This is a genomic window from Janibacter sp. LM, from assembly GCF_039631275.1.
GTDB lineage: Bacteria > Actinomycetota > Actinomycetes > Actinomycetales > Dermatophilaceae > Janibacter > Janibacter terrae.
On the sequence record NZ_JBDIVG010000034.1, the window covers coordinates 13,653 to 35,857 of the forward strand.

General features: G+C 69.6%; 21 protein-coding genes. 13 read left to right on the forward strand and 8 right to left on the reverse strand.

All coding sequences use genetic code 11. From position 1 onward, the window contains the following. Window positions 1-33: 33 nt before the first annotated feature. Genes ABC138_RS15745 through ABC138_RS15780 form a run of 8 tightly spaced genes read right to left on the reverse strand, consistent with a single transcriptional unit; the run spans window position 34 to window position 9,239 of the window. Complete coding sequence (locus tag ABC138_RS15745) at window positions 34-1,644, reverse strand: M23 family metallopeptidase (protein ID WP_345914280.1); 1,611 nt, start codon at window positions 1,642-1,644, stop codon at window positions 34-36. After that, window positions 1,644-2,273 (reverse strand): hypothetical protein, encoded by a 630-nt coding sequence (locus ABC138_RS15750; protein ID WP_345914281.1) that lies wholly within the window; start codon window positions 2,271-2,273, stop codon window positions 1,644-1,646. The genes ABC138_RS15745 and ABC138_RS15750 overlap by 1 nt, the downstream gene beginning before the upstream one ends. Beyond that, window positions 2,270-4,525 carry a hypothetical protein gene (locus ABC138_RS15755; RefSeq protein ID WP_345914282.1) on the reverse strand — a complete coding sequence of 752 codons (2,256 nt, stop codon included), beginning with the start codon at window positions 4,523-4,525 and terminating at the stop codon, window positions 2,270-2,272. Before ABC138_RS15755 ends, ABC138_RS15750 begins: the two co-directional genes overlap by 4 nt. After that, a complete protein-coding gene (locus tag ABC138_RS15760) occupies window positions 4,522-7,110 on the reverse strand; it encodes an ATP-binding protein (protein ID WP_345914283.1) in 2,589 nt (862 codons plus the stop codon). The genes ABC138_RS15755 and ABC138_RS15760 overlap by 4 nt, the downstream gene beginning before the upstream one ends. 20 nt (window positions 7,111-7,130) lie before the next feature. After that, on the reverse strand, window positions 7,131-7,652 hold the full coding sequence (locus tag ABC138_RS15765) for a hypothetical protein (protein WP_345914284.1): 522 nt from the start codon (window positions 7,650-7,652) through the stop codon (window positions 7,131-7,133). Then, complete coding sequence (locus ABC138_RS15770) at window positions 7,649-7,951, reverse strand: hypothetical protein (protein ID WP_032491479.1); 303 nt, start codon at window positions 7,949-7,951, stop codon at window positions 7,649-7,651. The genes ABC138_RS15765 and ABC138_RS15770 overlap by 4 nt, the downstream gene beginning before the upstream one ends. 5 nt (window positions 7,952-7,956) lie before the next feature. Further along, the gene (locus ABC138_RS15775) at window positions 7,957-9,012 is read right to left on the reverse strand and encodes a conjugal transfer protein (protein ID WP_032491480.1); all 1,056 of its coding nucleotides are present in this window, start codon (window positions 9,010-9,012) and stop codon (window positions 7,957-7,959) included. Then, entirely contained in the window at window positions 9,009-9,239 is a 231-nt protein-coding gene (locus ABC138_RS15780) for a hypothetical protein (protein WP_032491481.1), read from the reverse strand. The genes ABC138_RS15775 and ABC138_RS15780 overlap by 4 nt, the downstream gene beginning before the upstream one ends. 281 nt (window positions 9,240-9,520) lie before the next feature. Between ABC138_RS15780 and ABC138_RS15785 the strand changes: the two genes are divergently transcribed. The 13 genes from ABC138_RS15785 to ABC138_RS15845 all read left to right on the forward strand — a co-directional run bounded on the left by ABC138_RS15785 (window position 9,521) and on the right by ABC138_RS15845 (window position 22,201). Then, entirely contained in the window at window positions 9,521-10,306 is a 786-nt protein-coding gene (locus tag ABC138_RS15785; protein WP_345914285.1) for a hypothetical protein, read from the forward strand. 352 nt (window positions 10,307-10,658) lie between these two features. Further along, window positions 10,659-11,642 carry an AAA family ATPase gene (locus tag ABC138_RS15790; RefSeq protein WP_345914286.1) on the forward strand — a complete coding sequence of 328 codons (984 nt, stop codon included), beginning with the start codon at window positions 10,659-10,661 and terminating at the stop codon, window positions 11,640-11,642. Continuing rightward, entirely contained in the window at window positions 11,642-12,403 is a 762-nt protein-coding gene (locus ABC138_RS15795; RefSeq protein WP_345914287.1) for a hypothetical protein, read from the forward strand. Before ABC138_RS15790 ends, ABC138_RS15795 begins: the two co-directional genes overlap by 1 nt. A gap of 163 nt (window positions 12,404-12,566) precedes the next feature. Continuing rightward, window positions 12,567-13,199, forward strand: coding sequence for an SAF domain-containing protein (locus ABC138_RS15800; RefSeq protein WP_345914288.1), 633 nt, complete (start codon window positions 12,567-12,569; stop codon window positions 13,197-13,199). Between the two features lie 55 nt (window positions 13,200-13,254). Continuing rightward, window positions 13,255-14,007 carry a hypothetical protein gene (locus ABC138_RS15805; RefSeq protein ID WP_345914289.1) on the forward strand — a complete coding sequence of 251 codons (753 nt, stop codon included), beginning with the start codon at window positions 13,255-13,257 and terminating at the stop codon, window positions 14,005-14,007. Continuing rightward, the gene (locus ABC138_RS15810; RefSeq protein ID WP_032491487.1) at window positions 14,007-15,614 is read left to right on the forward strand and encodes a CpaF/VirB11 family protein; all 1,608 of its coding nucleotides are present in this window, start codon (window positions 14,007-14,009) and stop codon (window positions 15,612-15,614) included. Before ABC138_RS15805 ends, ABC138_RS15810 begins: the two co-directional genes overlap by 1 nt. After that, window positions 15,611-16,477, forward strand: coding sequence for a type II secretion system F family protein (locus ABC138_RS15815; RefSeq protein WP_032491488.1), 867 nt, complete (start codon window positions 15,611-15,613; stop codon window positions 16,475-16,477). Before ABC138_RS15810 ends, ABC138_RS15815 begins: the two co-directional genes overlap by 4 nt. Beyond that, a complete protein-coding gene (locus tag ABC138_RS15820) occupies window positions 16,474-17,376 on the forward strand; it encodes a type II secretion system F family protein (RefSeq protein WP_032491489.1) in 903 nt (300 codons plus the stop codon). The genes ABC138_RS15815 and ABC138_RS15820 overlap by 4 nt, the downstream gene beginning before the upstream one ends. A 63-nt stretch (window positions 17,377-17,439) precedes the next feature. Then, window positions 17,440-17,664: a hypothetical protein gene (locus ABC138_RS15825; protein ID WP_032491490.1), complete on the forward strand. Its 225-nt coding sequence runs from the start codon at window positions 17,440-17,442 to the stop codon at window positions 17,662-17,664. A gap of 16 nt (window positions 17,665-17,680) precedes the next feature. Next, window positions 17,681-18,127 carry a TadE family protein gene (locus tag ABC138_RS15830; protein WP_032491491.1) on the forward strand — a complete coding sequence of 149 codons (447 nt, stop codon included), beginning with the start codon at window positions 17,681-17,683 and terminating at the stop codon, window positions 18,125-18,127. After that, window positions 18,124-18,558: a TadE/TadG family type IV pilus assembly protein gene (locus ABC138_RS15835; RefSeq protein ID WP_032491492.1), complete on the forward strand. Its 435-nt coding sequence runs from the start codon at window positions 18,124-18,126 to the stop codon at window positions 18,556-18,558. Before ABC138_RS15830 ends, ABC138_RS15835 begins: the two co-directional genes overlap by 4 nt. Then, a complete protein-coding gene (locus ABC138_RS15840; protein ID WP_345914290.1) occupies window positions 18,558-18,968 on the forward strand; it encodes a hypothetical protein in 411 nt (136 codons plus the stop codon). Before ABC138_RS15835 ends, ABC138_RS15840 begins: the two co-directional genes overlap by 1 nt. Then, window positions 18,965-22,201, forward strand: a complete 3,237-nt coding sequence (locus tag ABC138_RS15845) for a BTAD domain-containing putative transcriptional regulator (RefSeq protein WP_032491494.1) — start codon at window positions 18,965-18,967, stop codon at window positions 22,199-22,201. The genes ABC138_RS15840 and ABC138_RS15845 overlap by 4 nt, the downstream gene beginning before the upstream one ends. Window positions 22,202-22,205: the final 4 nt, after the last annotated feature.

Here is a 22,205-nt window from a genome sequence, read left to right on the forward strand (position 1 = left end):
CCGAGCGTGCGTCTACTGCAATATGTCAGCGTTTCAAGAGAACGAGACGTGGACGTGGTCTCGGTGTAGAAGAGTGGCCCCAGCCGTGGGCGCGTACCGGGTGTACTCGCGCCAGCCTTCTTCGTCGCGTTGGACTGACCAGATCTTCTTGTCCCAGATCACGTAGGTCACGCCGAGCTCCTTGGCGTGCTTGCGGGTCCACTGCGCGACCTGCCAACCCCTCTCGTTGCCGGCGGTCGAGGCGTAGTTGGGGATCATGAAGTCGACAGCGTTCCCTGACCCGTGGTCGGAGGGCCCGTCTCGCTCGCCGACACCGTGCATGGTCTGGATCCACGTGAAGGAGGTCTTTGTGCAGCGCAGTCCCCGCAGGGCACTCGACTGCAGCCCCTTCTCGGCGGGGCTGGAGGTGGCCTTGCAGGTGGCGCCTGGCTTGCCAGGCATGTCGGCGATCGCCTGCTCGACGTCGGCGCCGTCGCAGCCCACGTCGTCTCCCGCGCCCTTGGCCAAGGAGGCGGCCAGGTCCGGGTCTTCGGTGATCTTCGCGACGAGGTTGACGGCGGCCGGCCACGACTGCGTGTAGTGGTTCGCGTCAGCGTTCCCTTGGGTGCGGTGCGCGGCGATGGTCGGCGAGAGGTTGCGGTAGCCCTTGACCTTGACCAGGGCGTCGAAGAACAGGAGGGCTGACGAGTAGGCGTCCTTGCGCTTCGACTCGGGGCCCCAGTTGGTGCGCTGCTGGAACGGCCCACGGGAGTCTGGTCCCACGTCATCGCCGTAGTCGAGCTCACGCAGGGTGGACTCCCCCATGGCAGTCATCACCCCGACGGTGGTCGTCCACTTGTCGAGCTTGCGGGCCTTGGCGGCGCGGATGATCTCTGCGGCCACCCGCACCTGCTCGGCGTTCCACTGACCGATGCCGCGCGTGGCGCCCACTGGGCTGGCGACGCCCTTCGCTCCGTCTGCGCTCGATTTGGCCCCGACGACCTCGACGTCGCCTGACGGCCCCTGCCCCTTGCCCCCGGCGCCAGCGGCCGGGCCGGTCCCTGTGCCATCGACATCGGGCATCTGCACGCCCTGCTTCTTCAGCCACGCCACCGGGTCGGTCGCGGATCCGCCCTGGTGAACCTCGAAGTGCAGGTGAGGGGCGGTCGAGCTGCCCGTGCTGCCCTCGACGCCGACCTTCTCCCCCGCCGTGACCGTGCTGCCCTTCTTCGCGGAGATGCTGGCCAGGTGGAAGTAGCGCGTCTTCACGCCCTCGCCGTGGTCGATCTCGACGAAGTTTCCCGCGCCGGGGTCGCCGTGAACCACCGTGACCACCTTGCCGGCCTTCGCTGCGACGACCTGACCGCCGACCGGGGTGGTCGCCAGGTCCATCCCGGCGTGCAGGCGCCACACCTGGTGGATGGGGTGAAATCGCTGCCCGAAGGCCGAGGTGTAGACGAACTTGCCGACAACGGGCACACGCGCTGGCCCGGAGCTGGAGACCACCACGTCCTGACCGAGCACGTCGCATCCCTGGGACTGCTGAGCCGCCTGCTGGTTCATGGTCGCGAAGAAGCTGACCATCGCCAGCACGATGCCCACCGGCACGGCCACTGCCGCCACCAGCAGCACCACCAGACCGGCCGCGAGGTACTTGCCGTTCATCAGTGCACTCCCTCGGGAGCACGCAGAGAGGACACGCGCCAGGCGCCCTCCTCCGATTCCCGGCTCAGCAGGACCGTCCAGCGACCCACGTCCGTGGGCACCAACACGGAGATCTCCTCCAGGCCGTGCTCATCAGCCGTGTCGAGCTCGGAGGGAAGGACGAGCTGCGCCTGCCCGGTGACCTTCCGGAAGGGGACCCGCTGGGGGTCGATACCCACCATCTCCGTGCGCCCCTGGTCCGACAGCAACCCACGCGTCTTCGCCCACCACCGGCTGTACCCGATCTCGGGGGCCTGGCTGAGCAACCGCATGACACGCTCGGCGCTCGCTGGTGCTCCTCGGGTGGCCGCGCGAAGTTGACGCACCTCCTCGGCGGAGGTGTCATCGTCGTGGCCGTGGGTGGGGGGTGCGCTGGACGTGCTCGTCACGCTGGCGGTGCTCGAGGGCGTCTTCGAGGTGGCGGGGGGCGGTGGCGTCGATGAGCTGGTGGTCGCGGGCGCGTTCCCGGGCTGGTTGTCGGCGCGCTGCTGGCTGCTGCGGTCCATCACGACGGCGACCATGATCAGAACGGCTCCGAGCACGGCCAGAGCGACCTGCGCCAGGCGGATCAGACGGTCCGTGCGGCTCATCGGTTCAGGCTCGCGACCGTCGTGCGGGGGATCTGCTCGTCACGCACCCCGCGGGCCGCGTGTCGGGCGCGCATCCGCTCCATCAGCTGGTCGACGGCAGCTCCTTGCTCCTGCCGGGTCTTGCTCACCGGCAGGGCCTGCACGCTCGGCAGGGTTGTCGCCGACCGTGCAGGCGCTGCCGGTGTCGGGGGCTGCGGTCGCTTCGTGGACGTGGGCCCGGACGGGGTCGCTGGCCGACCCGTGGGCTCGTGCTGCGGTGGGCGCACGCCCTGACTCACCGGACGGTGCTGGGCCTGTGGTGGCCGCTGCTGGGGTTCGGTCGAGCGCGGGCCGCGGGCCAGGTGGATCGCGGCGCCGGCTGCGGTGGCGCTGATGGGGTCAGCCCCTATGGTCATCGCGGCGCCGGCGACACGGGCCGCGCCGCTGTACCTGGCCACGAAGCGCCCCGCGGCGCCGACGTTGTGGATGTACTCGCGGCCGAAGTCGGTGGCCTGGGTGCGCTTGGTGTCGACGCGCTGCGCTGCGCTGGTCTTGGCCTGGGCGAACTTGTGGCCGAGCTGGGTGCGCTTGGCGTTCATTCCGGCCTTGATGGCTCCGACGGCTCGGGGGGCGTAGACGGGGGCGCCGACGGTGCTGGCCAGGCCGAGCTTGGTTGCCCCCCAGGCGAGCTTGGTGGCGCCCTTGGCCAGCCCGGTCTTGCCAGGGGTCGGACCGCCGTGCGCCGTGCCTGCGCTGTTGGGGGCCGGCGCGGCGGCGGTTCCCATCGCGCTGCTGGTCGCGCGCCGGTGGGCAGCCATGCTGATGGCGGGGCTGGCCATGCCTGCGGCGGTGCTGATCACCCGCATGGGGTTGGCCTTGTTGACGTCGACGGCCTTGGCCTGGGGCATCACCTTGGAGGTGACCTTCTGGCCGAGCTTCTTGCCGGCCTTGCGGGCCCGGGCCATGTGGATCAGCAGCATGATGGAGGCGACGAGCACTACGCCGTCGACGAGGATGAACATCATCCGCACGTCTACGCCCTCGGCCGTCATCAGCGCCTCGAGCAGCAGCAGAAATGCGCCGACGCTCATCAGGGTCACCACGATGTAGGCCAGCACGACCCCGACGATGCAGATCGACTCCCAGATTTCACCCGTGCCCGCGCCGGGGATGATGGCCTTGAGCATGACCCAGGCGGCCCGGGTGGCCTCGAACAGCGCCAGGGCGGTCAGGACGCCCAGGACTGCCGCCAGGACGATGAAGAAGAGCACGAGCAGCCCGCCGGAGGGGTAGATCATCGCCAGGCCGATCAGCCCGTTCATCGGGTTGTCCGCGGCCGCGAGATACGCCTTGTTGCACTTCCCCATGTTCTTGCGGGGCCGGTCGTCGTCCCCGCCGTTGACGGGATAGCCCTTCTTGAGGTCCGCGTCGTAGACCTTCACGCACTTGGAGTCCTTGTCGATCGAGGCGCCGTAGTTGATCAGCTGGTGCGGAGTGCGAACGAAGGTGTCGACGAGCTTGGCGCTGGAGTTGGACTGCAGCTTCTCGCCATCGGTGGATTGGCTTTCGCCGCCGGTGACGATCTGGGAGGACAATCCGACTCCGAGGTCGCGTGCGCCCAGGATCAAGCCGTCGTCGCCAGCGAGGGTGTCCATCGGCTTGACCGCCGCCGTGGTCAGCAGCGATCCCATCAGCAGCGCGATGCACACCCCGGAGAAGCCCGCCGCCGACTTGCCGGTCTGGATCCAGACGGCGCAGATCCCGAAGGCAACGAGGGTGAAGACGGGGATGACGCCGAGCTGTCCGACGGTCTGCTCCAGGGCGGTCGCTACTGCCATGGCCGGACCGTGCAGCAGGTCGAGCATCTGGAACTGCAGCGCGTAGTCGAAGACCCACAGCGCGATCCCGACATAGATGCGGTACATGTCCCAGCCGCTGCTGAGGAAGAACGAGGAGATCTGGTTCTTGGGGTTGGTCACTCCCCCTTCGTCGATCGAGAGGCTGTAGTCGCTCATCGGGATCCCGTGGGAGTCCTTCGTCTTGAACGGCGACACCCAGGTGTTGGCGGCGCCGTCGCCGGGGTCGGCCATGGCGATCCCAGCGGGCACCACGATGAGTGCGGCCAGGATCAGCAGTCCGAAGACCAGCCGGGTCCGGGTGCGGGTCAGACGGTTGCGGGTGTTGACCCGCACGGCGCGGCGAACGAGGGCCCTCGCGGAGGCGACGCGGCGGCCAAGGACATCGACCAGCAGTGCCGATCCGGGGGCTCTCACGACGCGCTCCGCGACTTGGGAGGCGTGGTGAAGACGGCCTTGCGGCGGGCTGGGCGAGCCGGGGGCAGGACCTTGATCGGCCCGATGCCACCGAACGCGTCCCGCAGGTACCCCTCGCCGCGCCGCTCCGCGGGCACTCCCTCGTCGCCCATGACCGGGGAGGTGTCCTCGGTGACGGCCTTGACCAGGTCCGGGTACTGGGGGTCGCCCTCCTTGATGCCCAGCCACCGCAGGCCGTTGCCGGCCAAGGTGGCATCGCGGTGCCGCATCAGCACTCGAGTGGGGATCAACCCTGCGAGGACCTCGTCGTGCACATCGTGAACGTCGTGGGTGCCCGCGAACAGCAGCGCCTTGGGGCGGCGGCCGCGCCGCAGGAAGTGCTGCAGGTCCCCCACGTTCTCGACGTTCTGCGTGAGGTCGTACATCTCGTCGGTGATGAAGGCCGCCGCTCGGGAGCGGTCGGCGAAGCACAGCTGGCGCGCCAGACGGCACAGCAGCCGGTAGTAGGCGCGACCGAAGATCTTCTCCGGCGGCAGCTGCTTGAACAGGTGAGCGCTGGACATCTCGCGGTCGGTGGGCTGCTCCATGCCGTGGGTGCGCCACACGGTCGCGGAGACGGTCAGGTCCACCGGCGGGAGGGTGTCGTCGAAGATGACCCGGGCGATCCCGGTCTTCGACCAGTTCTTCATCGCCTGCCCCAGCTGGCGCGCGAGCTTGCGGTCGTCCTCGTCCTCGAGGTCGCACTCCCCGTCGACCAGGTGCCGGCACAGCTGCATGGTCGAGGTGATCTGGTGGCGCTGCAGGTAGTCCTGCTCGGAGACCTCGCCCAGGACCACCCCCATGCCTGAGGTGGTGTCGATGTTGAGCAGCTGCACGAGGAAGGTGCGCAGCACGTCCCCTGCCTGGTCCGGCGGCAGCGTCTTCAGCGGGTCCATGGTCACGGCGGGGTCCATGGCGTCGACGACCTGGTGATCGGGTTCGTCCGCGGTGCCGAAGGTACGCGCGTAGCCCGCCCACTCGCCGTCTTCGGACTTGTCGATGGCCCACCACTGCCCGCCCTGGTCGACCAGGTCGGATGCGCAGGTCTTCAGCAGCACCGACTTGCCGCCGCCCATCTCCCCGACCACCATCATCGCGCCGGAGACGTCGAGCTCGGGGTAGCCGGCAAGGTTGACGTGGACGACCTGGGGTCGGGAGGTCCCGCGGTTGAGGGCCAGTGCGGCGCCGCGGTTGCCGCCGAGCTTGTTGCCGATGAACGGCACGAGCTTGGCGAAGTGCTCGCTCGAGGTGAACTGGGCGTAGGTCTTGACCATCGGGGTGCGCGGCGCTCCGGGCTGCATGGCCCACCACAGCTCGCTCTGGTGACCGGCCAAGCGCTCGAGGCGCATCCCAACGGAGTCCTTGAGGGTCTTGGCCAGCGCGGTGGCGTGCTCGTCGACCATGGCGCTCAGCTCGGCGTCGCTCTGCTCCTCGTGCGCGCGAGCCACCCCGATGGCGAAGACCATGGTGTGCTCGACCTCGACCTCGAGCTTGTCGTCGGCGAAGATCTTGTCGTACTCGGTGAGCAGCTCGGCGGCCAGCTGCAGGTCGTGCAGGCCGGTTCCGGTGAGGGCCTCCTTGTCGCGGTGGTCGAACTGCTCGTTGAGGTCCTTGACTGCCTTGCGGTTGCGCGGAAGGACCTTGTCGCGGGAGTTGATCCGCAACCGCAGGGCCCAGTCGACGTCGTAGCCGGTCTGGTCCAGGTGCAGCAGGAACTCGCTGCCGGGGAAGCGCAGGCCACCGCTGGGGGTCTCGGCCACGGCCATGAGCGCCTGGTGGGAGGCGCCGGTGTCGGGGCTGGCCACCTTCAGCAGCCGCTGGCGCATCACGTTGGCCTTGGCGAACATGCCGGCGTCGACCAGGTCGGTGCGGGCCCCCTCGTCCAGGATCGGCTCGGAGATCACTGCCGGCGCGGTCAGGTGCATCCCCTGCGGCATCTGGCTGGGGACCGGCTCGTCGAGCATCCCGCGCCGCTGGGCGTGGTTGGCGATCCAGGCCTGTTCGGCGGCGCTGACCCGCTGAGCCTTGAACGGGCGCGGGATCAGCGCCTCGATCTGCGCGGCCTGCTGCACGCGATGCTCGACGTCTCCCGGGCTCCTACGCTCCAGCGGCAGGTCCAGGCGGTCCTTGAAGTCGCGCCAGGCCGATCGCCCGGCGCTCGTCCAGCGGGAGCGGCCCGTGTTCGCCAACGGCACCGCCAGCCAGTGGAACCGCTCCCCCATCGGGATGTCGTCCAGCAGATCCAGGGTCGCCTCGCACTCCTCGATCCACCCAGGGGTCTGGCTCAGGTCGACCCCGTCGATCATCCGCTCCACGACCTGCACCGGGTCCTCGCTGAGCATGTAGCTGAGCATCAGCGCCTCACCGTCAAGGGACCGCACCAGGAGGCGGTGGAGGTCTCGCACGGCACGCTTGTCGGCGATGGTGCCGCTGTAGCGCAGCCCCGACAGCCGCCAGGTCGCCCACACGGTGCCCGTGCGGGTCCACATCAAGTGCCCAGCCAGGTCCGTCACCGGGGACTTGCGGGAGATCATCGTCGGCGTCATCGCGAAGGTCTCTTCTCTCGTCAGCGCGTCAGGAGCGCGGCCAGCTTGTTCTCCACCCGCGGCGTCGCCGGCAGGGGCTGGGACAGGTTCTTGGGGGGCGTGTCGATGACGTCCCGCGCCTCGAACACCGGGGTGTCGGGGAGCGCATGGACCGCGACGCGGGATAGCACCAGGACCGGGTCGACGACCCGCACGGGGTAGGTCCCCCAGTTGCCGTGGGTCGAGCTCAGCGCCACCCGAGCCCCGCCGCGCACCACGTCCAGCGGGTTCGTCGACCCATTGGGCAGGTATCGCGCCACCCAGGTCACCCCAGCGGCTGCAACGAGCAGCACGACGTAGTTGAGCAGCGGGTGGAAGGTGCCCCACAGGCCCATGGTCTTGATGCCCACACCGGCCGTGACAACGCCCAGCCCGAGCTGGACCGGGCGGTAGGGCCCGCCCCAGATCCGCTCACCCGAGGGGAGCTTGCCGACCAGCTTGGGGATCCGCAGCGCTGGGGTGTACCACCGCGCGACCTCCACCTGCTCCTGGTCCGTGCTCACGAGATCCCCCAGTCACTCCCCGTCGGGGAGGCCGGGGCCCCGACGGTGTCGGTGACGGTCTCGTCGAGGACCTCGTTGATGTCGTCGTTCTGGTACTGCGTGACCAGCCAGCCGACGAAGATCGCGACCACGATCCCGCTGATCATGGACATCACCGTCGGCTTCTTGAAGACCTCCTTGGCCAGCACGGCGACGATCGCCATGGTGACCAGAGCCAAGAGGAGGCTCTCGATACTCCCGAAGAGGTTCTCGCCGGCCTCGAAGAGGTCAGCGGAGGGAACGGCAGAGGGACGGAACATAGGGATCACTCCTTGGGTGAGGTGGTGCTGCTTGCCGCGGAGCTGCTCTCCGCGGTCGTCTGGAAGGTGCCGTCGATGGCGGTGATCTCCCACCGGCCATCTCGAGCGGTCAGCGTCAGCGGCCACGACGCCGAACGCTTGCGCGTGGAGGCCTCCCCCGGCCCCGGGTCGACGAGGGTCACGTCGACGAGCGCCTGCACGATCTGCCCGTCGGTGGGTGTCTGACCGCTGCCGACGTTGTCCACGCGCTCGCTGGCTCGCACGCTGACGACCTCGGCCTCCTCGTACAGCGGCGCCTCCGAGACCGCGTGCAGGGGCGATCCGGGGGTCGTGTAGCGCGCGACGTCGCCGTCACCGGCCAAGTAGGCACTCATGAACGCCTGCGTGCTTTGCACGACCGGTGAGTCGCTGGGCAGGGTCACGTTGTACGGCGAGGACGGGGTCTTCGCCGTCGCCGGCGCTTGGACGATCGCTGGGATGGCCTTGACCGCAGCGGACGCGTCGCCCGCTCCGCCGTCGACCTGGACGGGGACCAGGTAGTGGCGTCGGGTGGTGGGCTGGCCCTTCGCGGGCGTGACGCTGGCTGCGACGGTCACGGCCCAGACGCCGGGTGCGGTGGGGACGGCGTCGACGACGCGCACGTCGGTGGCCTGTCCAGCCACCTTGGGCAGGTCGAGGGGCCCAGACCACCAGGTCTTCAGCTCGGCGGCCCGGTCTTCGGGAGTGGTCAGCCAGGCCTGGACCCAGGCTGCCGCCTGCTCGCTGGCCACCGATCGGCGAGCGACACTGTCGTGGGTCACCTCGGCCTTCTCCTGTGCGACGACCGGTGCGCCGTCGTCGAAGACGTAGAGGCCGATGGCCACGGGTCCACTGAGCAGGGCCGCCATCAGGCCCCAGGACATGGCGCGCGTCAGCAGGTGGGAGCCGTGGCTCCACCGTTCCTGCACGGGCGCGGCGGTCTCGGCCTTCGCGGTGGCCGGGGCCGGCGCCTGGGTGATGTCCCCTCCGAGACGGGGACGCGCAGCCTGGGCGGGCTTGGCTCGGCGGTCGAGGAGCTTCATGCCGCGCCTCCCCCGTTCAGGCGGGCAATCGCGTCGGAGCCACGCACGAGGTGCCCGTCGGCGATGAAGGCCACGACCTCGGCACCGGTTGATCCGTTGAGTCCCTTGGCGGCCATCTCTCGGCGCAGCACGCGTCGCCACGCCGCGTCGGTGGACAGCACCGTGGAGACGTCCTGGAAGAGCTGGTCAGTCGGGGTCGACTGGTCCGCTGCGTCTGCCTGGTCCATGAGTGCGTCTCCATCGAGTCGGGTGCGGGTGCTTCCTCGAGGTGCAGTAAGTGCCCCTGCGGCGGCATCTGTGACATCGCTGCGGATTTTTTCTCGACCCCGCCGGCGACCACACCCGCTGATAGGGGACAGCACCCCCTCTGACCTGCGGAAACGCTGTCCGTCACCAGGAGAAATCAGTCGCGGCTAGCAGGGGTCGATGCCCCTATCAGGACCGAGTTGCGCATAGGAATCCGCACAGGGGGACCTCCCGAGGCTCACGGCATCCACTGATCAACGCCGTGACCTGGGAGCACCTCGTGACTACATCGCCTCGCACCGCCAACGCCCGACCTGGCGACTACGTGCACGCCACGTACATCGGCCGCCTCAACTTTGACTGGACGCAGATCAGCCACCGCACATGCGCCTGGGACCTGCCCTGCGACTCCCCCATCGAGACCCTTCAGGACGTCCTCGAGGCGATCTGCAGCGCCGCCGACTCGGATGCCCTGCTGCACGCGCTGCTCGAGCTTCAGCATGCCGGCGAGGAGGACGCCGGCAGGGTGCTGCTGCAGACCATGCTCGGCTCGGTGCACCGGCTGACGGCCACCGCCCGCGGTCGCGGCCTGGTCGACGGCGAGGCAGACGCGATCACAGCGATGTGGGACGCGATCGCGTCCTATCCGCTGCACCGCACGAGCAAGGTCGCTGCCAACCTGGCACTCGAGGCGCTGTCGTCCCTCCAGAAGGCCCTGTCGAGCGATCTGCCGGCCTCTGACGGCCTCACGGACCTCGCACACTGGGAACAGGCCTGCGGGCGTCTCAGCGGCTCACAGGGGCCCTCGGCGTCCGAGGAGGCAGCAGAGGCCCTGCTGTGGGCCCTCGACCACGAAGTGCTCACCCGGGACGAGGTAGCCCTGCTGACCTCGATCTACATCACCGGCGAGGCCTCCGCCAGCAGCGCGGAGCTGGGTGCCGCACGGGGCCTGAGCGCGGCCGCGCTTCGGCAGCGCCAGCACCGCGCCGTGCGCAAGCTCGCCGACGCCGTGCGCGCCGAGTACGCCACTGGCGCCCTCGCGGCTTGAGGATGAGATCCAGGTGCTGAGGCCTTCACCCACGCTGTTACGTCCTCTTGTTACGTAACACTGTTACGTCGTCTTGTTTGCAGGTTTGTTTGCATGTGCGTTTGCATCTTCCATTGCATTGCTCTCTTGCGTTGTCCACATGTCGTTGCATCTTGCGATTGCCAGCGCCTGTTTGCCCATGCGCTGGCCAGTTGCGGTGTGCACTTCTAGTTCTCCCTTGCGTCGTACACAGCATGTGTCTACATCACGTTGCGTCATGCTGTGCTGACCTGCTGTTGCCGACAGCTGTCGGCATATCACCTGAAAACTTTGACACCCGCCATAACGTGTGTACTCAGACCCGGGCGTTGGGATGCGCTCGGCAGGCTCGAACCGCAAGAGAGGGATTGACATGGCAACTTCGCAACCGGACTGGCTGCGCCGCGTGGTCTTGGTCGGCACCAAGAAGGGGGGCGCGGGCAAGAGCTCCGTGACCGCAGCCGTCGGCGCCGAAGCAGCCGCCGCAGGGCGACGAGTCCTCCTCATCGACGGCGACCCTCAGGGCAACCTCACTCAGCGCGACCTCGGTCTCGAAGGCGACGGGGGAGAGGGGCTGACCAACACGCTCCTGCACGGCACCCCGCTGCAGCCGGTGACCACCGGCCGCGAGAACCTCGAGATCATCGCCGGGGGCCCCCACACCAGCCGCGCGGCAGCCATCGACCCTGACCTGCCTCCCGAGCAGACCATGACCCGCGAGCAGGCCAGCGCAATGCGCGAGAACTTCGCCGCGGCGCTGTCCGCGTTGTGCGCCGAGCGCCGCTACCACTTGGTCATGATCGACACCGGCCCCGGCGACCACCTGCTGATGCGCACCTGGCTGCGCGCCGCTCGCTACCTGATCGTGCCCAGTCCCGCAGACAGCGGCTCTATCGACGGCATCGAGATGATGAGCGAGCTGTTCGCCGACGCCGCCAAGTACGGCTCCGTCACTCGACTGCTCGGCGTCGTGCTCTTCGCCCCCGGGTCCCGCGCCGGCACCCGGGCTGTCGACGAGACCCTCGCCGAGTTGACCAGCATGGTCGGCGAGCAGGCCGGGCCCTTCCGCTCAGTCATCCCCAACGTGAAGATCGCCGCAGAGGACGGCAGCGCCCTGGGCGTCACCCCCCGCGAGATGGTTGAGGCCATCACCGAGCGCAACCGCAGCGTGATCGCCGCCCTGCGATCCAAGCTCACGCCCGACGACGACACCCGCCGGCTGCGCACCAAGGATCCCTCGAAGCTGATCACCGCGTACGCGGATCTCACCTGCGAGATCTTCGAGCGAATCGCCGCTCACGAGAAGGCAGGTGCGTGATGGCCCGGTCCAGACAGCGCAGCGGTGGACTCTTCGTCCCCCCTCCCGCCAGCCTCCCCGACGACGACCCCTACGGCGACGTTCCGGCCACGCCCGAGCAGCCGCAGGAGAGCGCTTCGAGCCAGCCCGACTCGACCACGACGTCGAGCCCGGCGCCGACGAAGAAGAAGCGGGCGACGAAGGCGGCCGTGAAGAAGACGCCCACACCGACAGTGGGGGAGGGGCAGTCGGCGGCGGCCGCAGCACCCGCGGCAACTCCTGTGGCCGCGGGCGCCCCCGGGGCCAAGGTGTCGGCCTCGGCTGACCTCGAGGCCACCGCCGGTTCTGACGTGCAGGTCCAGCTGTACATCCCCGCGGCGCTCCACGCCGCGATCGCCGACTACAAGGCTGAGCACTGGCGCGGCACCGACGTGCCCACGTACGCACAGCTGTCTGTGTGGGCCTGCGAGGACCACCGCGAGGAGGTCATCGAGCGCGCCAAGACCATTCACGGGCTGCGCAGTGGCATGACGAAGGACGTGCGCGGCAACCGATCGCCGCGTGGAACCCGTCGGGCCAAGCCGCAGGTGCCCATTGGCCCCCGCTACAGCCCCGGGGACGCGGCCTTCCTACAGGAGCTGACCGAGGAGGCGGGCACCGTCGACGACAAGCGGGTGCGTCGCACCACGCTCGTGGCCGCCTCACTGGCCGTCGCGGTCAAGCACCCGCCCCAGGCCCGGCCAGCAGAGCCCACCGAGCCGGTAGACGAGTTCTTCGGCTGACCGGCAATTTCTTGACTCGACGCATAGCGTCGATCGCGCATCCATTGACCGACCTTTCGCCAGGGGAGAAACGCTAATGACCAGCACTCAGGCCCTCACAACGCCTGCGGAACCAGACGCGCCGACGCGCTCAACTCGGGCGCCCGCCGTACCGGCACCACCGGTGGCCACCGCAGCCAAGCGCCGTCGACCCGCACTCATCGGGCTCGGCGTCGCCCTTGTCGTCCTGTGCGGACTTCTCGGCTGGTGGTTCACCGCCCGGGGCGCTCAAACCCACACGGTGCTCGTGGCCGCGTCCGACATCGAGGCCGGCAAGCCGGTGAAGGTGCAGCAGCTGTCCACCACCGAGATCGCCGGGGGTGGCGGCATCGAGACCATGCCGGCCGAGCAGTTGCAGAACACCGCCGGCCTGCTCGCGACCTCCAACATCCCTGAGGGGACGGTCCTGTCCCCGGCGATGTTCGTCAACAAGGTCACTCCTGACGGGGGGATGTCGATCGTCGGGGTCTCCGTCAAGCCCTCGCAGATGCCTGCCCTGGGTCTGCGACCCGGCGACACGGTCAGTGTCGTCATCGCGCACAGTCCACAAGCCAGCGGTCAGACCGGCCAGCCGGGTGAGACCGCCGCCCTGACCACGGGCAAGACGTGGCGGGCGACGGTGGCCTCGGTGGGCGAGCCCGGCGACGACGGCGCCCGCACGATCGACGTCACCCTCAATAGCGACTCGGCACGCGAGCTGATGGCTGCCGGCGGTAGTGGCCGCCTGGCGATCGCCCTCGACCCCTCCGCGCGCTGACCCGGGGGACGACATGGCCATCTACGCCCTGACCAGTTTCTCTGCCTCCCCGGGAGTGACCACCACTGCGATCGCCTGGGCGAACCTCTCGCCGCGCCCGACGCTGATCGTCGAGGCCGACACCCGCGGCGGATCCCCGATCTTGGCTGGGGTGTGGGCCGGCCAGCAGCCGCACACCACCTCCATCCTCGAGCTGGCCAACCGTGACCGAGCCGGCTACGTCGAGTTCCTGCACGAGCGGACCCTGCTGCTGCCGGGCACGACCGATCGTCGCCTGCTGCCAGCCATCCCCTCACCCGAGCACGCCCACCCCTTGGCCGGCGTGTGGCGTCCCTTGTCCGCGGCGCTGCGCACCATCAGCGCCGAAGGGGGAGTGGACGTCATCATTGACGCCGGCAGGGTCAGCGACTCCGCAGCGTGGACCCTGCTGGAGACTGCGGACTGCGTGCTGGCGCTGACTGACACGACCCTGCCGGCGCTGAACACGACCGTCATCGGCCTGCAGGCCCTTCGCGGTCGGCTCGAGCAGAGCGGAACCCCTGACCGCGTCGGCCTGGTGCCGGTCACTGGCCGCGACAAGGGCCCGGACATCCGCCCCTACGGGGCCCGGGAGATCCAAGGCATCGTCGGCCCGACCGCCGTCGTGGCCGAGGTCGCCCGCGACGAAGCACGGGCCGCGGTCTACGGGGCCTCCATCGCGCCCTCCCGCGGCCACGGTTCCAGCGGCTACGTCCGCTCCATCAACCACCTGGTCAAGGCGGCTGCCCAGCACGCGGACCGCGCCCGAGCCATCCTTCAGGAGTCCTGATGAGCGCCCACAACGTGCCCGAGCAGCCCAACGACCCGGCCGCCCTGCCGCTGTTCTCCGCAGGCCCTGCCGCGCCGACTGCCCGCTCCCTTGCGGGCCCCACTCCATCGACCGCCCCTGCAGCACCACCCGCGGGGCCCACTCCGCCGCCGCCGGCGCCCCACCCGCCGGCACCGCGGCAGTCCGAGCCAGCGCACGTTGATCCGGCCGGGGATCAGCCCGTCGAGTCCACCCCCGCCGACGTCGACTGGACGGTTGTCGCCCAGCTGCAGCGTCGGGCCGTGGAGCGCTTCACGCAGGCCAGCGGGCAGGCAGGGCGCACCCCCTCGCGGGACCTCCACGAGAACGAGATCCGCACCTACGCCGAGCAGGAGATCGAGGACTACAGCTCACGAGAGGTCCTCGAGGGTAGGGACGCGCTGCCCTACGACCAGCGGGTCGCGTTGTCGCAGGGCGTGCTCGACTCGATCTTCGGGCTGGGCCGCATCCAGCAGCTGATTGACCAGCCGCTGGTGGAGAACATCGACATCGAGGGCTACGACATGGTCTGGCTGACGTTCGCCGATGGCCGCATCGAGCGAGGACCGGTCATCGCCGAGAGCGACGACCAGCTGATCGAGATGGTCCAGCAGATCGCACGCACGATGGGCCCCCGGGAGAAGGACTTCTCCCAGCGCACCCCCAAGTTGCGCATGGCCCTGCCCGACGGGTCTCGTCTGGCGGCCGAGGCGTGGATCTGCCACCGCCCCTCGATCTCCATCCGCGTGCACCGTCACCTCGACACCGACCTGGACAACATGCAGGACCTGGGATCCATCGACGCCGGCCTCAATGCCTTCCTGGCCGCCGCTGTCCGGGCCGGCAAGTCCATCGTCGTCTCCGGTCTTGCCGGGTCCGGCAAGACCACGCTCATCCGCTCGATCCTCAACGCGCTTCACCCGATGGTTCGCCTGGCGACCATGGAGTCGATGTACGAGCTGGGTCTGCACCACGACACCGTGCGCCACCCTCGCATCTGGGCGGCCGAGGCCGTCGCCGCGGGGGAGGGGGACGGCAGCGGGGGAGGGATGTCGCTGACGGACCTTGTGGAGACGTCGCTGCAGAAGAACACCGACCGGCTGATCATCGGGGAAGTCGTCGGCAGCGAGGTCCTCGCGATGCTTCAGGCCATGCAGGGCGGGCAGGGATCGGTCTCGACCATCCACGCCAAGTCCGGTGTCGACACCATCTCGCGCATGGTCACGCTCATCACCTCGCACATGGCCAACATCTCTGACCGGGACGCCACGCGACTGGTGGCCCAGCACGTCGACCTGATCGTCCACATCGGCGTCATCGACGAGTCCGAGCTCGAGGGCGGGCGCAAGCACCGCTTCGTCGACGAGGTCATCGCACTGGACGTCAGCAACGACCTCAACCCCATCGAGATCGAGCCACTGTGGGCCCCCGGTCCCGATGGGCGGGCCGTGCCCACCGGCAAGCGCCCCCCGTGGCTGACCGATCTGCGGCGACGCGGGTTCGACCCGAAGTGGCTCACAGAGGGCTACTCCACCTGGGATCGCCCCCTGGACCTGATCATCCCCAACGACGAGGAGGGAGCGGCATGATCGGCGCACTCATCGGCATCTGCCTGGCGCTGGGCATCGTGCTGGTCGTTGCCGGCTTCACCCCTGCGGATCCCGCCGCTCCTCGCGGACCCCGACGCACACGGCGCAAGAAGGCCGCCGGATCCGGGCTGCTGTCCCTGACCCGGCAGGAAACCATCGCCGCAGGAGCGGCTCTGGCCGTCGGCGTCGTCGTCGCCGCGCTGTTCGGCTGGATCGTCATGATCCTCATCGCCCCCGCGGCCGCCGTCGGCGGAATGCGACTGGTGCGCCCCAACAAGGGCGTCGACCCCGACGAGCTCGAGGCGCTGGAGGAATGGGTCCGCGCCCTGCGCGGGATCCTCTCGTCCAACGCCTCGATGGCCACCGCCATCGTCCAGACGCTGCCCTCCACCCCCACAGCCATCCGCCCCCAGGTCGAGCGGCTCGTCGCCCGGCTGCGCGGCAACGCGCCCTTGGAGGCATCCCTCTACTCCTTCGCGGAGGAGCTCGACTCACAGACCGGTGACTACATCGCCGCGTCGCTGATTCAAGCCGCGCAGTTCTCCGGGGCCGGCCTCTCCGCAGCGCTGGAAGCCATCGCAGCCGAGGTTGCGGTCGAAGTCCGCGCCCGACGCGAGATCGAGGTGGACCGCGCCAAGCCCCTGACTGAGTCACGGTGGATCAGCATCATCACGATCGCGTCCGTCATCGTCCTGGTCTTCCTCACCCCCTTCGGCAGCGTCTACCGCGACACCGCCCTGGGACAGACCGTGCTACTCGCCCTGTCGTGCTTGTTCGCCGCGGTCCTGTACTGGCTGCGCCAGCGCGCCTCGACCACGCCCTCACCACGCTTCCTCTCCCGCCCCCAGGAGGGATCCCGATGACCTGGATGCTCGTCGTGCTCAGCGGGATGGGCGTCGGTATCGGCCTGACGCTCATCGCCCGTGAACTAATGCCCGTGCACACCCGCCTGGACGTGGCCATCGGCAACCTCTCCCCGGCCAACTTCGCCGCCACCGCGCGCCCCACCAAGACCAGCGATGCACCTGCTGAAGGCATCGAGAGACTCGGCGCTGGCCTCGAGCGACTGGTCGCCGGACGCAGCTGGGCCACAGCCCCCGAAGCCGACCTGGACCTGCTGGGCATCTCCACCCGCCGCTTCTGGGCCCAGAAGCTCCTCGTGCCTCTCCTCGGGTTCGTCGTCCTGGCCATGCTGGGAGTGCTGCTCTCGGCGCTCAACCTCGGCCTGCCGTTCGCCGTCCCCTTCGGCGTCGGCCTGCTCATCGCCGGCGTGCTGTGGTTCGCCCCAGACCTTGTCGTGCGCGACCAGGCCAAGGAACGCCGGGAGGAGTTCGCGTTCGCGACCATCTCCTACCTGCGCCTGGTGGCGATCCGCCGGCTGGGACACGAGGGCGTCGTCTCCGCCATGAGCGGCGCCGCGCGGATTTCAGACGAGTGGATGTTCACCCGCATCCGCGAGACTCTGCAGCGCGCGCAGTGGTCCAACGTCCCCCCGTGGGACGCCCTCGACGAGCTCGCGGACGACCTGCAGGTGCCGGAGCTGCACGAGATCGCCGACATCACCCGCCTGACCAGCTCCGGAGGGTCGATCACCGACAGCCTCATGTCGCGCGCGGCCAGCATGCGCGACCGGCTGCTGTCCAAGGAGCAGGTCCGCGCTTCCGACGCCACGACCAGCCTGTCGGCGCCCCTGGCGGTCCTAATCATGCTGTTTATGGCGTCGCTGCTCTTCCCTATGGGCATCAGCCTGATCGGGAGTTGAAGCGAAAAATCTTGACATGTCCGTTGGAATGGGCCTAAGCACCACACACCAGAGGGGAAAACCATGATTCGCACCGTCACCCACCTGACGATCGTCCTGTCGGCGATCGCCACTGCCATCCTCATGTCCTCGCGCGACCGCGCCGCGGCGGCGATCGAGCGCTCCAAGGACGAGTCCGGGGCCATCTCGATCGAGACGATCCTCGTGGCCATCGGCCTGTCCGCTGCCGCTGTCGCCGTCGGTGGCTTGATCATCGCGGCCGTCCGGTCCAAGGGCGCCGGCCTCTGAGCCGACAGGCCCCCTGATGACGAGCCGAGCACGCACCCCCCAACGCCTCGACTGCGCACGCCGCGCTGTCGGGGCGCGCAGGGGTCTGCTCGGTGGTGACGGCGGCGCTATCTCGCTGGAGACGACAATCCTGGCCCCGATCATGATCGGCCTCGTGTTCGCCTGCGTGCAGGCCGGGATGATGTACCACTGGCGCAACGTGGCCACCTCGGCTGCGCAGTTCGGTGTCGAGTCCGGCCGGGTCGACGGCGCCACAGCCGACGACGCCCAGGCCGCGACCACGACCTATCTGTCGCGGTTCGACCAGAGCGAGCTCGAGGGTCTCGACGTCGACGCGGACCGGTCCGCGGACACCGTCACCGTCCGCGTTCGGGCGCAGTACCCCCAGATCGTCCCGATCCTGCCGCTGCCTGGCATCGACGTGCACGCCTCCAGCCCCGTGGAGCGGGTGACCGCCCCATGAGCACCGCCCACAGGATCCATGACGACCACGGAGCGGTCTCGCTCGAGGTCATCCTGATCGCGCCCGCGGTCTTGATCGTGCTCGCGCTGACCATGGGCTTCGCGCGCGTGGGCCAGGCCAACATGAACGTCGACTCCGCCGCCTACGCCGCCGCGCGAGCTGCGTCGATCTCCCGCACCCCGGGGGAGGCCAGCGGGTCCGCCCGTGAAGCTGCCCAGGACGTGCTCACGCAGAAGGGGCTGGACTGCCCCGCTGACATCGCCGTCGACACCAGCGCCTTCAACTCCGCGCCGGGGGAGAGCGGCGCCATCACCGTCACCGTCACCTGCCCCGTGCCCCTGGGTGACCTCGCCGTCCCCGGGCTGCCCGGCACGCGAACCGTCACCGGCGAAGGATCGTCCGTTCTCGACCGCTACCGAGGCAGGCAGTGATGCGGCCCCTGACACGACTGCGAGACGAGCGCGGCGCCGCAAGCGTCTACTTCGTCGTCGTCACCGTCGGCCTCCTCGCGCTGGCCGGGATGATCTACGACGGCTCGAGCAAGATCCGCGCCACCCACCAGACTGAGCTCGCCGCCCTGGAAGCTGCGCGAGCAGCCAGCCAGGAGCTGACCGGTGACGTCATCGCCGGCCAGACCAGCACCGTCGACCCCTCTCGGGGGGCCGCAGCCGCGCGCGCATACCTGCGCCGCACCAGCCACGAGGGAACCGTGACCGTCAGCGGCAACACCGTCACCGTCACGACCACCGGGACCTGGTCGCCCACCTTCACTCCCTTCGTCAAGGGCGGCACCGTCACCGGGACAGCCTCGGCGTCCCCCGAGCAGGTAGGACCCTCATGAGCCGCGCACGCACCCTGATCTCCGGTCTGCTCGCCCTGGTCGCGCTGCTCGCCGCGCTCGTCGGTGTCCCGGTCGCTCTGGCGGTCCTGGGCGGCAACCCCCTGCCTGACCACCTGCCGAGCCTGCAGGAGGCGTGGACCGCGGTCAGCACCCCGGACGCCTCCGGGTCGATGTTCATCGCGCTGATGACGATCGTCGGATGGCTCGGTTGGGCGTCCTTCGCGGTCAGCACCCTGGTCGAAGGGTGGGCCGCGCTCACTCACGTGAAGGTCCCGCAGCTGCGCGGACCGTTGGGCCTTACCCAAGGGTCGTCGGCGGTGCTCGTCGGCGCCATCGTCGCGGCCGTGGCCATGCTCGGCGTCAGCGCGAGCACTCCCGCAGCCGCTGCCGCCCCTCAGGCCAGCGCCTCGGGCACGGCAGCAATGGCCCCGGCCACCCAAGCCAGCCACGTGGCCGCGCAGACCGCCGCCACCACCAGCGAGAAGGCACCGACGTCGCCTCCACGCAGCAGCGACGTCACCGTCGCCCAGGGGGACACCCTGTGGGAGATCGCCGAGGACGAGCTCGGTGACGGGTCCCGCTACGACGAGCTGGTCGACGCCAGCCAGGAACGGGTCCAGCCCGACGGGCAGCGGCTGAGCGACCCTGACCTGATCCACCCGGGGTGGACCATCACCGTCCCCAACTCGACCAGCGTGGATGACCACACGCCGACCGATCAGTCGCGCGCCAAGGCCACCCCCAGCACGCAGAGCACCCCTGGCGACCGCCAGGCTAAGACCGGCGCCCCGGAGAGTCCCTCCTCCGAGGCGTCCACCCCGGCCACTACATCCCCTCAGACGGCCGGGGCCGCGGGTCGCTCGGAGACTGCATCCCCTCCGAGCGACCCGCCCACCACCGCCACCCCCCAGTCGACGCCCACCACGACCCCGGCGCCGACTCAGACCTCCACCCCGACGAGCTCGGCCGCCACGCCCTCGGTCGAGCAGCCGGAAGACAGGCGAAGCGTCGTCGTCACAGCGGCGGGTCTGGGCTCTCTCGCTGCCGCAGGACTGCTGACGCTGCTCGCCCGTCGGCGGCAGCGTCAGTCCCAGCACCGTCAGCCGGGCCGGCGCGTGAAGCTCCCCGCGGGAGAGGCTGCCGTGGCCGAGGCCCAGCTGAGGGCGGCGGCCGACCCCGTCGCCGCTGCTGACCTCGATAGGGTCCTGCGGAGCCTGGCAGCCCACCTCACCGCGCTCGAGCAGCCCATGCCGGCGCTGCGCGCAGCCCGTCTGTGCGAGGACTCCCTCGAGCTGTACCTCGTCGACGCCGATCAGGACCTGCCCGAGCCCTTCGCCCAGGACGGTCCCGGCGTGTGGGTGCTGCAGCGTCAGGAGATGACCGACGAGGTCCTGCTGAGCGTCGAGGACGCCGCCGAGCAGATCGCGCCGTACCCGTCGCTGGTGACCATCGGATACGACGCCGACCGGGCCCACCTGCTGCTCAACCTCGAAGAGCTGCGCAGCCTCTCGCTCGTCGGGGAGGAGGAGCTCAGCACTGCGGTACTGACCGCGATGACCGTCGAGCTCCTCGGGTGCGAGTGGAGCGATGACACCCGCATCACGCTCGTGGGTGTCCTGCCGGACCTCATCGACGCCATCGGCTCCGACCGAGCCACGTACGTCGACACCCTCGACGAGATCCTCACCGCCCTCGAATACTCCGCCGGCGTGGTCCGCGGAGCCCTGACCGAAGCTGGCGTCACTGATGCCCAGCAGGCTCGCACCGACGGCGTCGTCGACGAGTCGTGGACCCCTCACCTGATCCTGCTCACCGGCCCCATCGACCTCGACCAGCAGCAGCGCCTCGACGCAGTCCTGCAGGCCACCCCCCGAGTGGCGGTCGCGTCCGTGACCGCCGGCCAGACCCCGACGGGGGAGTGGACCCTGACCCTCGAGGGCGACGAAGTCCACGGTGCTCACGCCACCCTGGCCCCGATAGGACTGCAGGTCACCCCCCAGATGCTGCCCCGAGCCACCTACGAGGCCACCCTCGACGCCTTCCGCGCCGCGGACGACCTCGACGGCATTGACGGGCCCGAGTGGGCTGACGGGATCACTCTGGAGGCCATCGACCTCGAGACCATCCCCACGGCCTCGCCGGCGATGACCGACATCGACGATGACCCCTACGGCCTCGACGCTCTTGAGGAGGTGGAGCCGGCAGACATGACTCAGGTCGAGGAAGCCGGCTCGGTCGAGTCCACGCGCCCCGAGGATGAGCACCTCGAAGAGGACCGCGAAGACGAGCCGGTCGACGAGCCGACGTCCAGCGAAGACCATGCGCTCGAGGTCAGCGATGGCGAGGACCTCGACGAGGAGCCGGTCATCGCCTCCGAAGCGGAGCCTCTCGACGGGGACCTCGAGGAGCCCGCGAATGGGGGAGAGGACGTCGTCGACGTCGAGACGCCTGTCGGGGAACTGCCTACCGACAGGCCGCAGGTCCGACTCCTCGGGCCGGTCCACGTCGCAGGGGCCGCCGGCAAGAAGCCGACCGCTCCGAGGCGCATGACCGAGGTCGTGGCCTACCTCGCGCTGCACGGCGGTGCCGGGCCGCAGACGTTCACCGAGGCGATCTTCCCGCTCGACCGGTCCAAGAAGGCCGGGCAGAAGCGCAACCAGTACATGGCGTCGGCCCGTAACTGGCTCGGCCACGGCGATCAGGGGCAGCCCTACGTCGCGATCGTCGACCAGGACGGCTATCACTTGGACCAGTCGACTGCGGTCGACTGGTGGCTCTTCCAGGAGCTCGTCCAGGACGGCCTGGACCAGACCCCCACGTCGCACCTGCGTGCAGCGCTCGACCTGGTCACCGGGCAGCCCCTGTCTGGCACTGAGGAAGACCGGTACGCGTGGGCCGACACCGACCGGCAGGAGATCGTCGCGGCCGTCGCCGACGTGGCCCACGAGCTCGCCCGCAGGGCCCTCGACATCGGTGACGCCCGCACCGCGACCCTCGCGGCTGCCAAGGGCCTGGACGTCGAGCCCGTCAGCGAGGCGCTGTGGCGCGATGCGATCGCCGCCGCGTGGAGCACCGGCCGCCCTGGTCGCGCGCAGCAGGTCATCGCCGACTGCCGGCGTCGTCTCGACGAGTACGGCGACCTCGAAGACGAGACCATCGACCTGATCAACGACGTGCTGACCCGAGTGCGCGCCGCCCAGACCGAAGCCACCCCCGAGCCCGTCCACACCTGAGGAG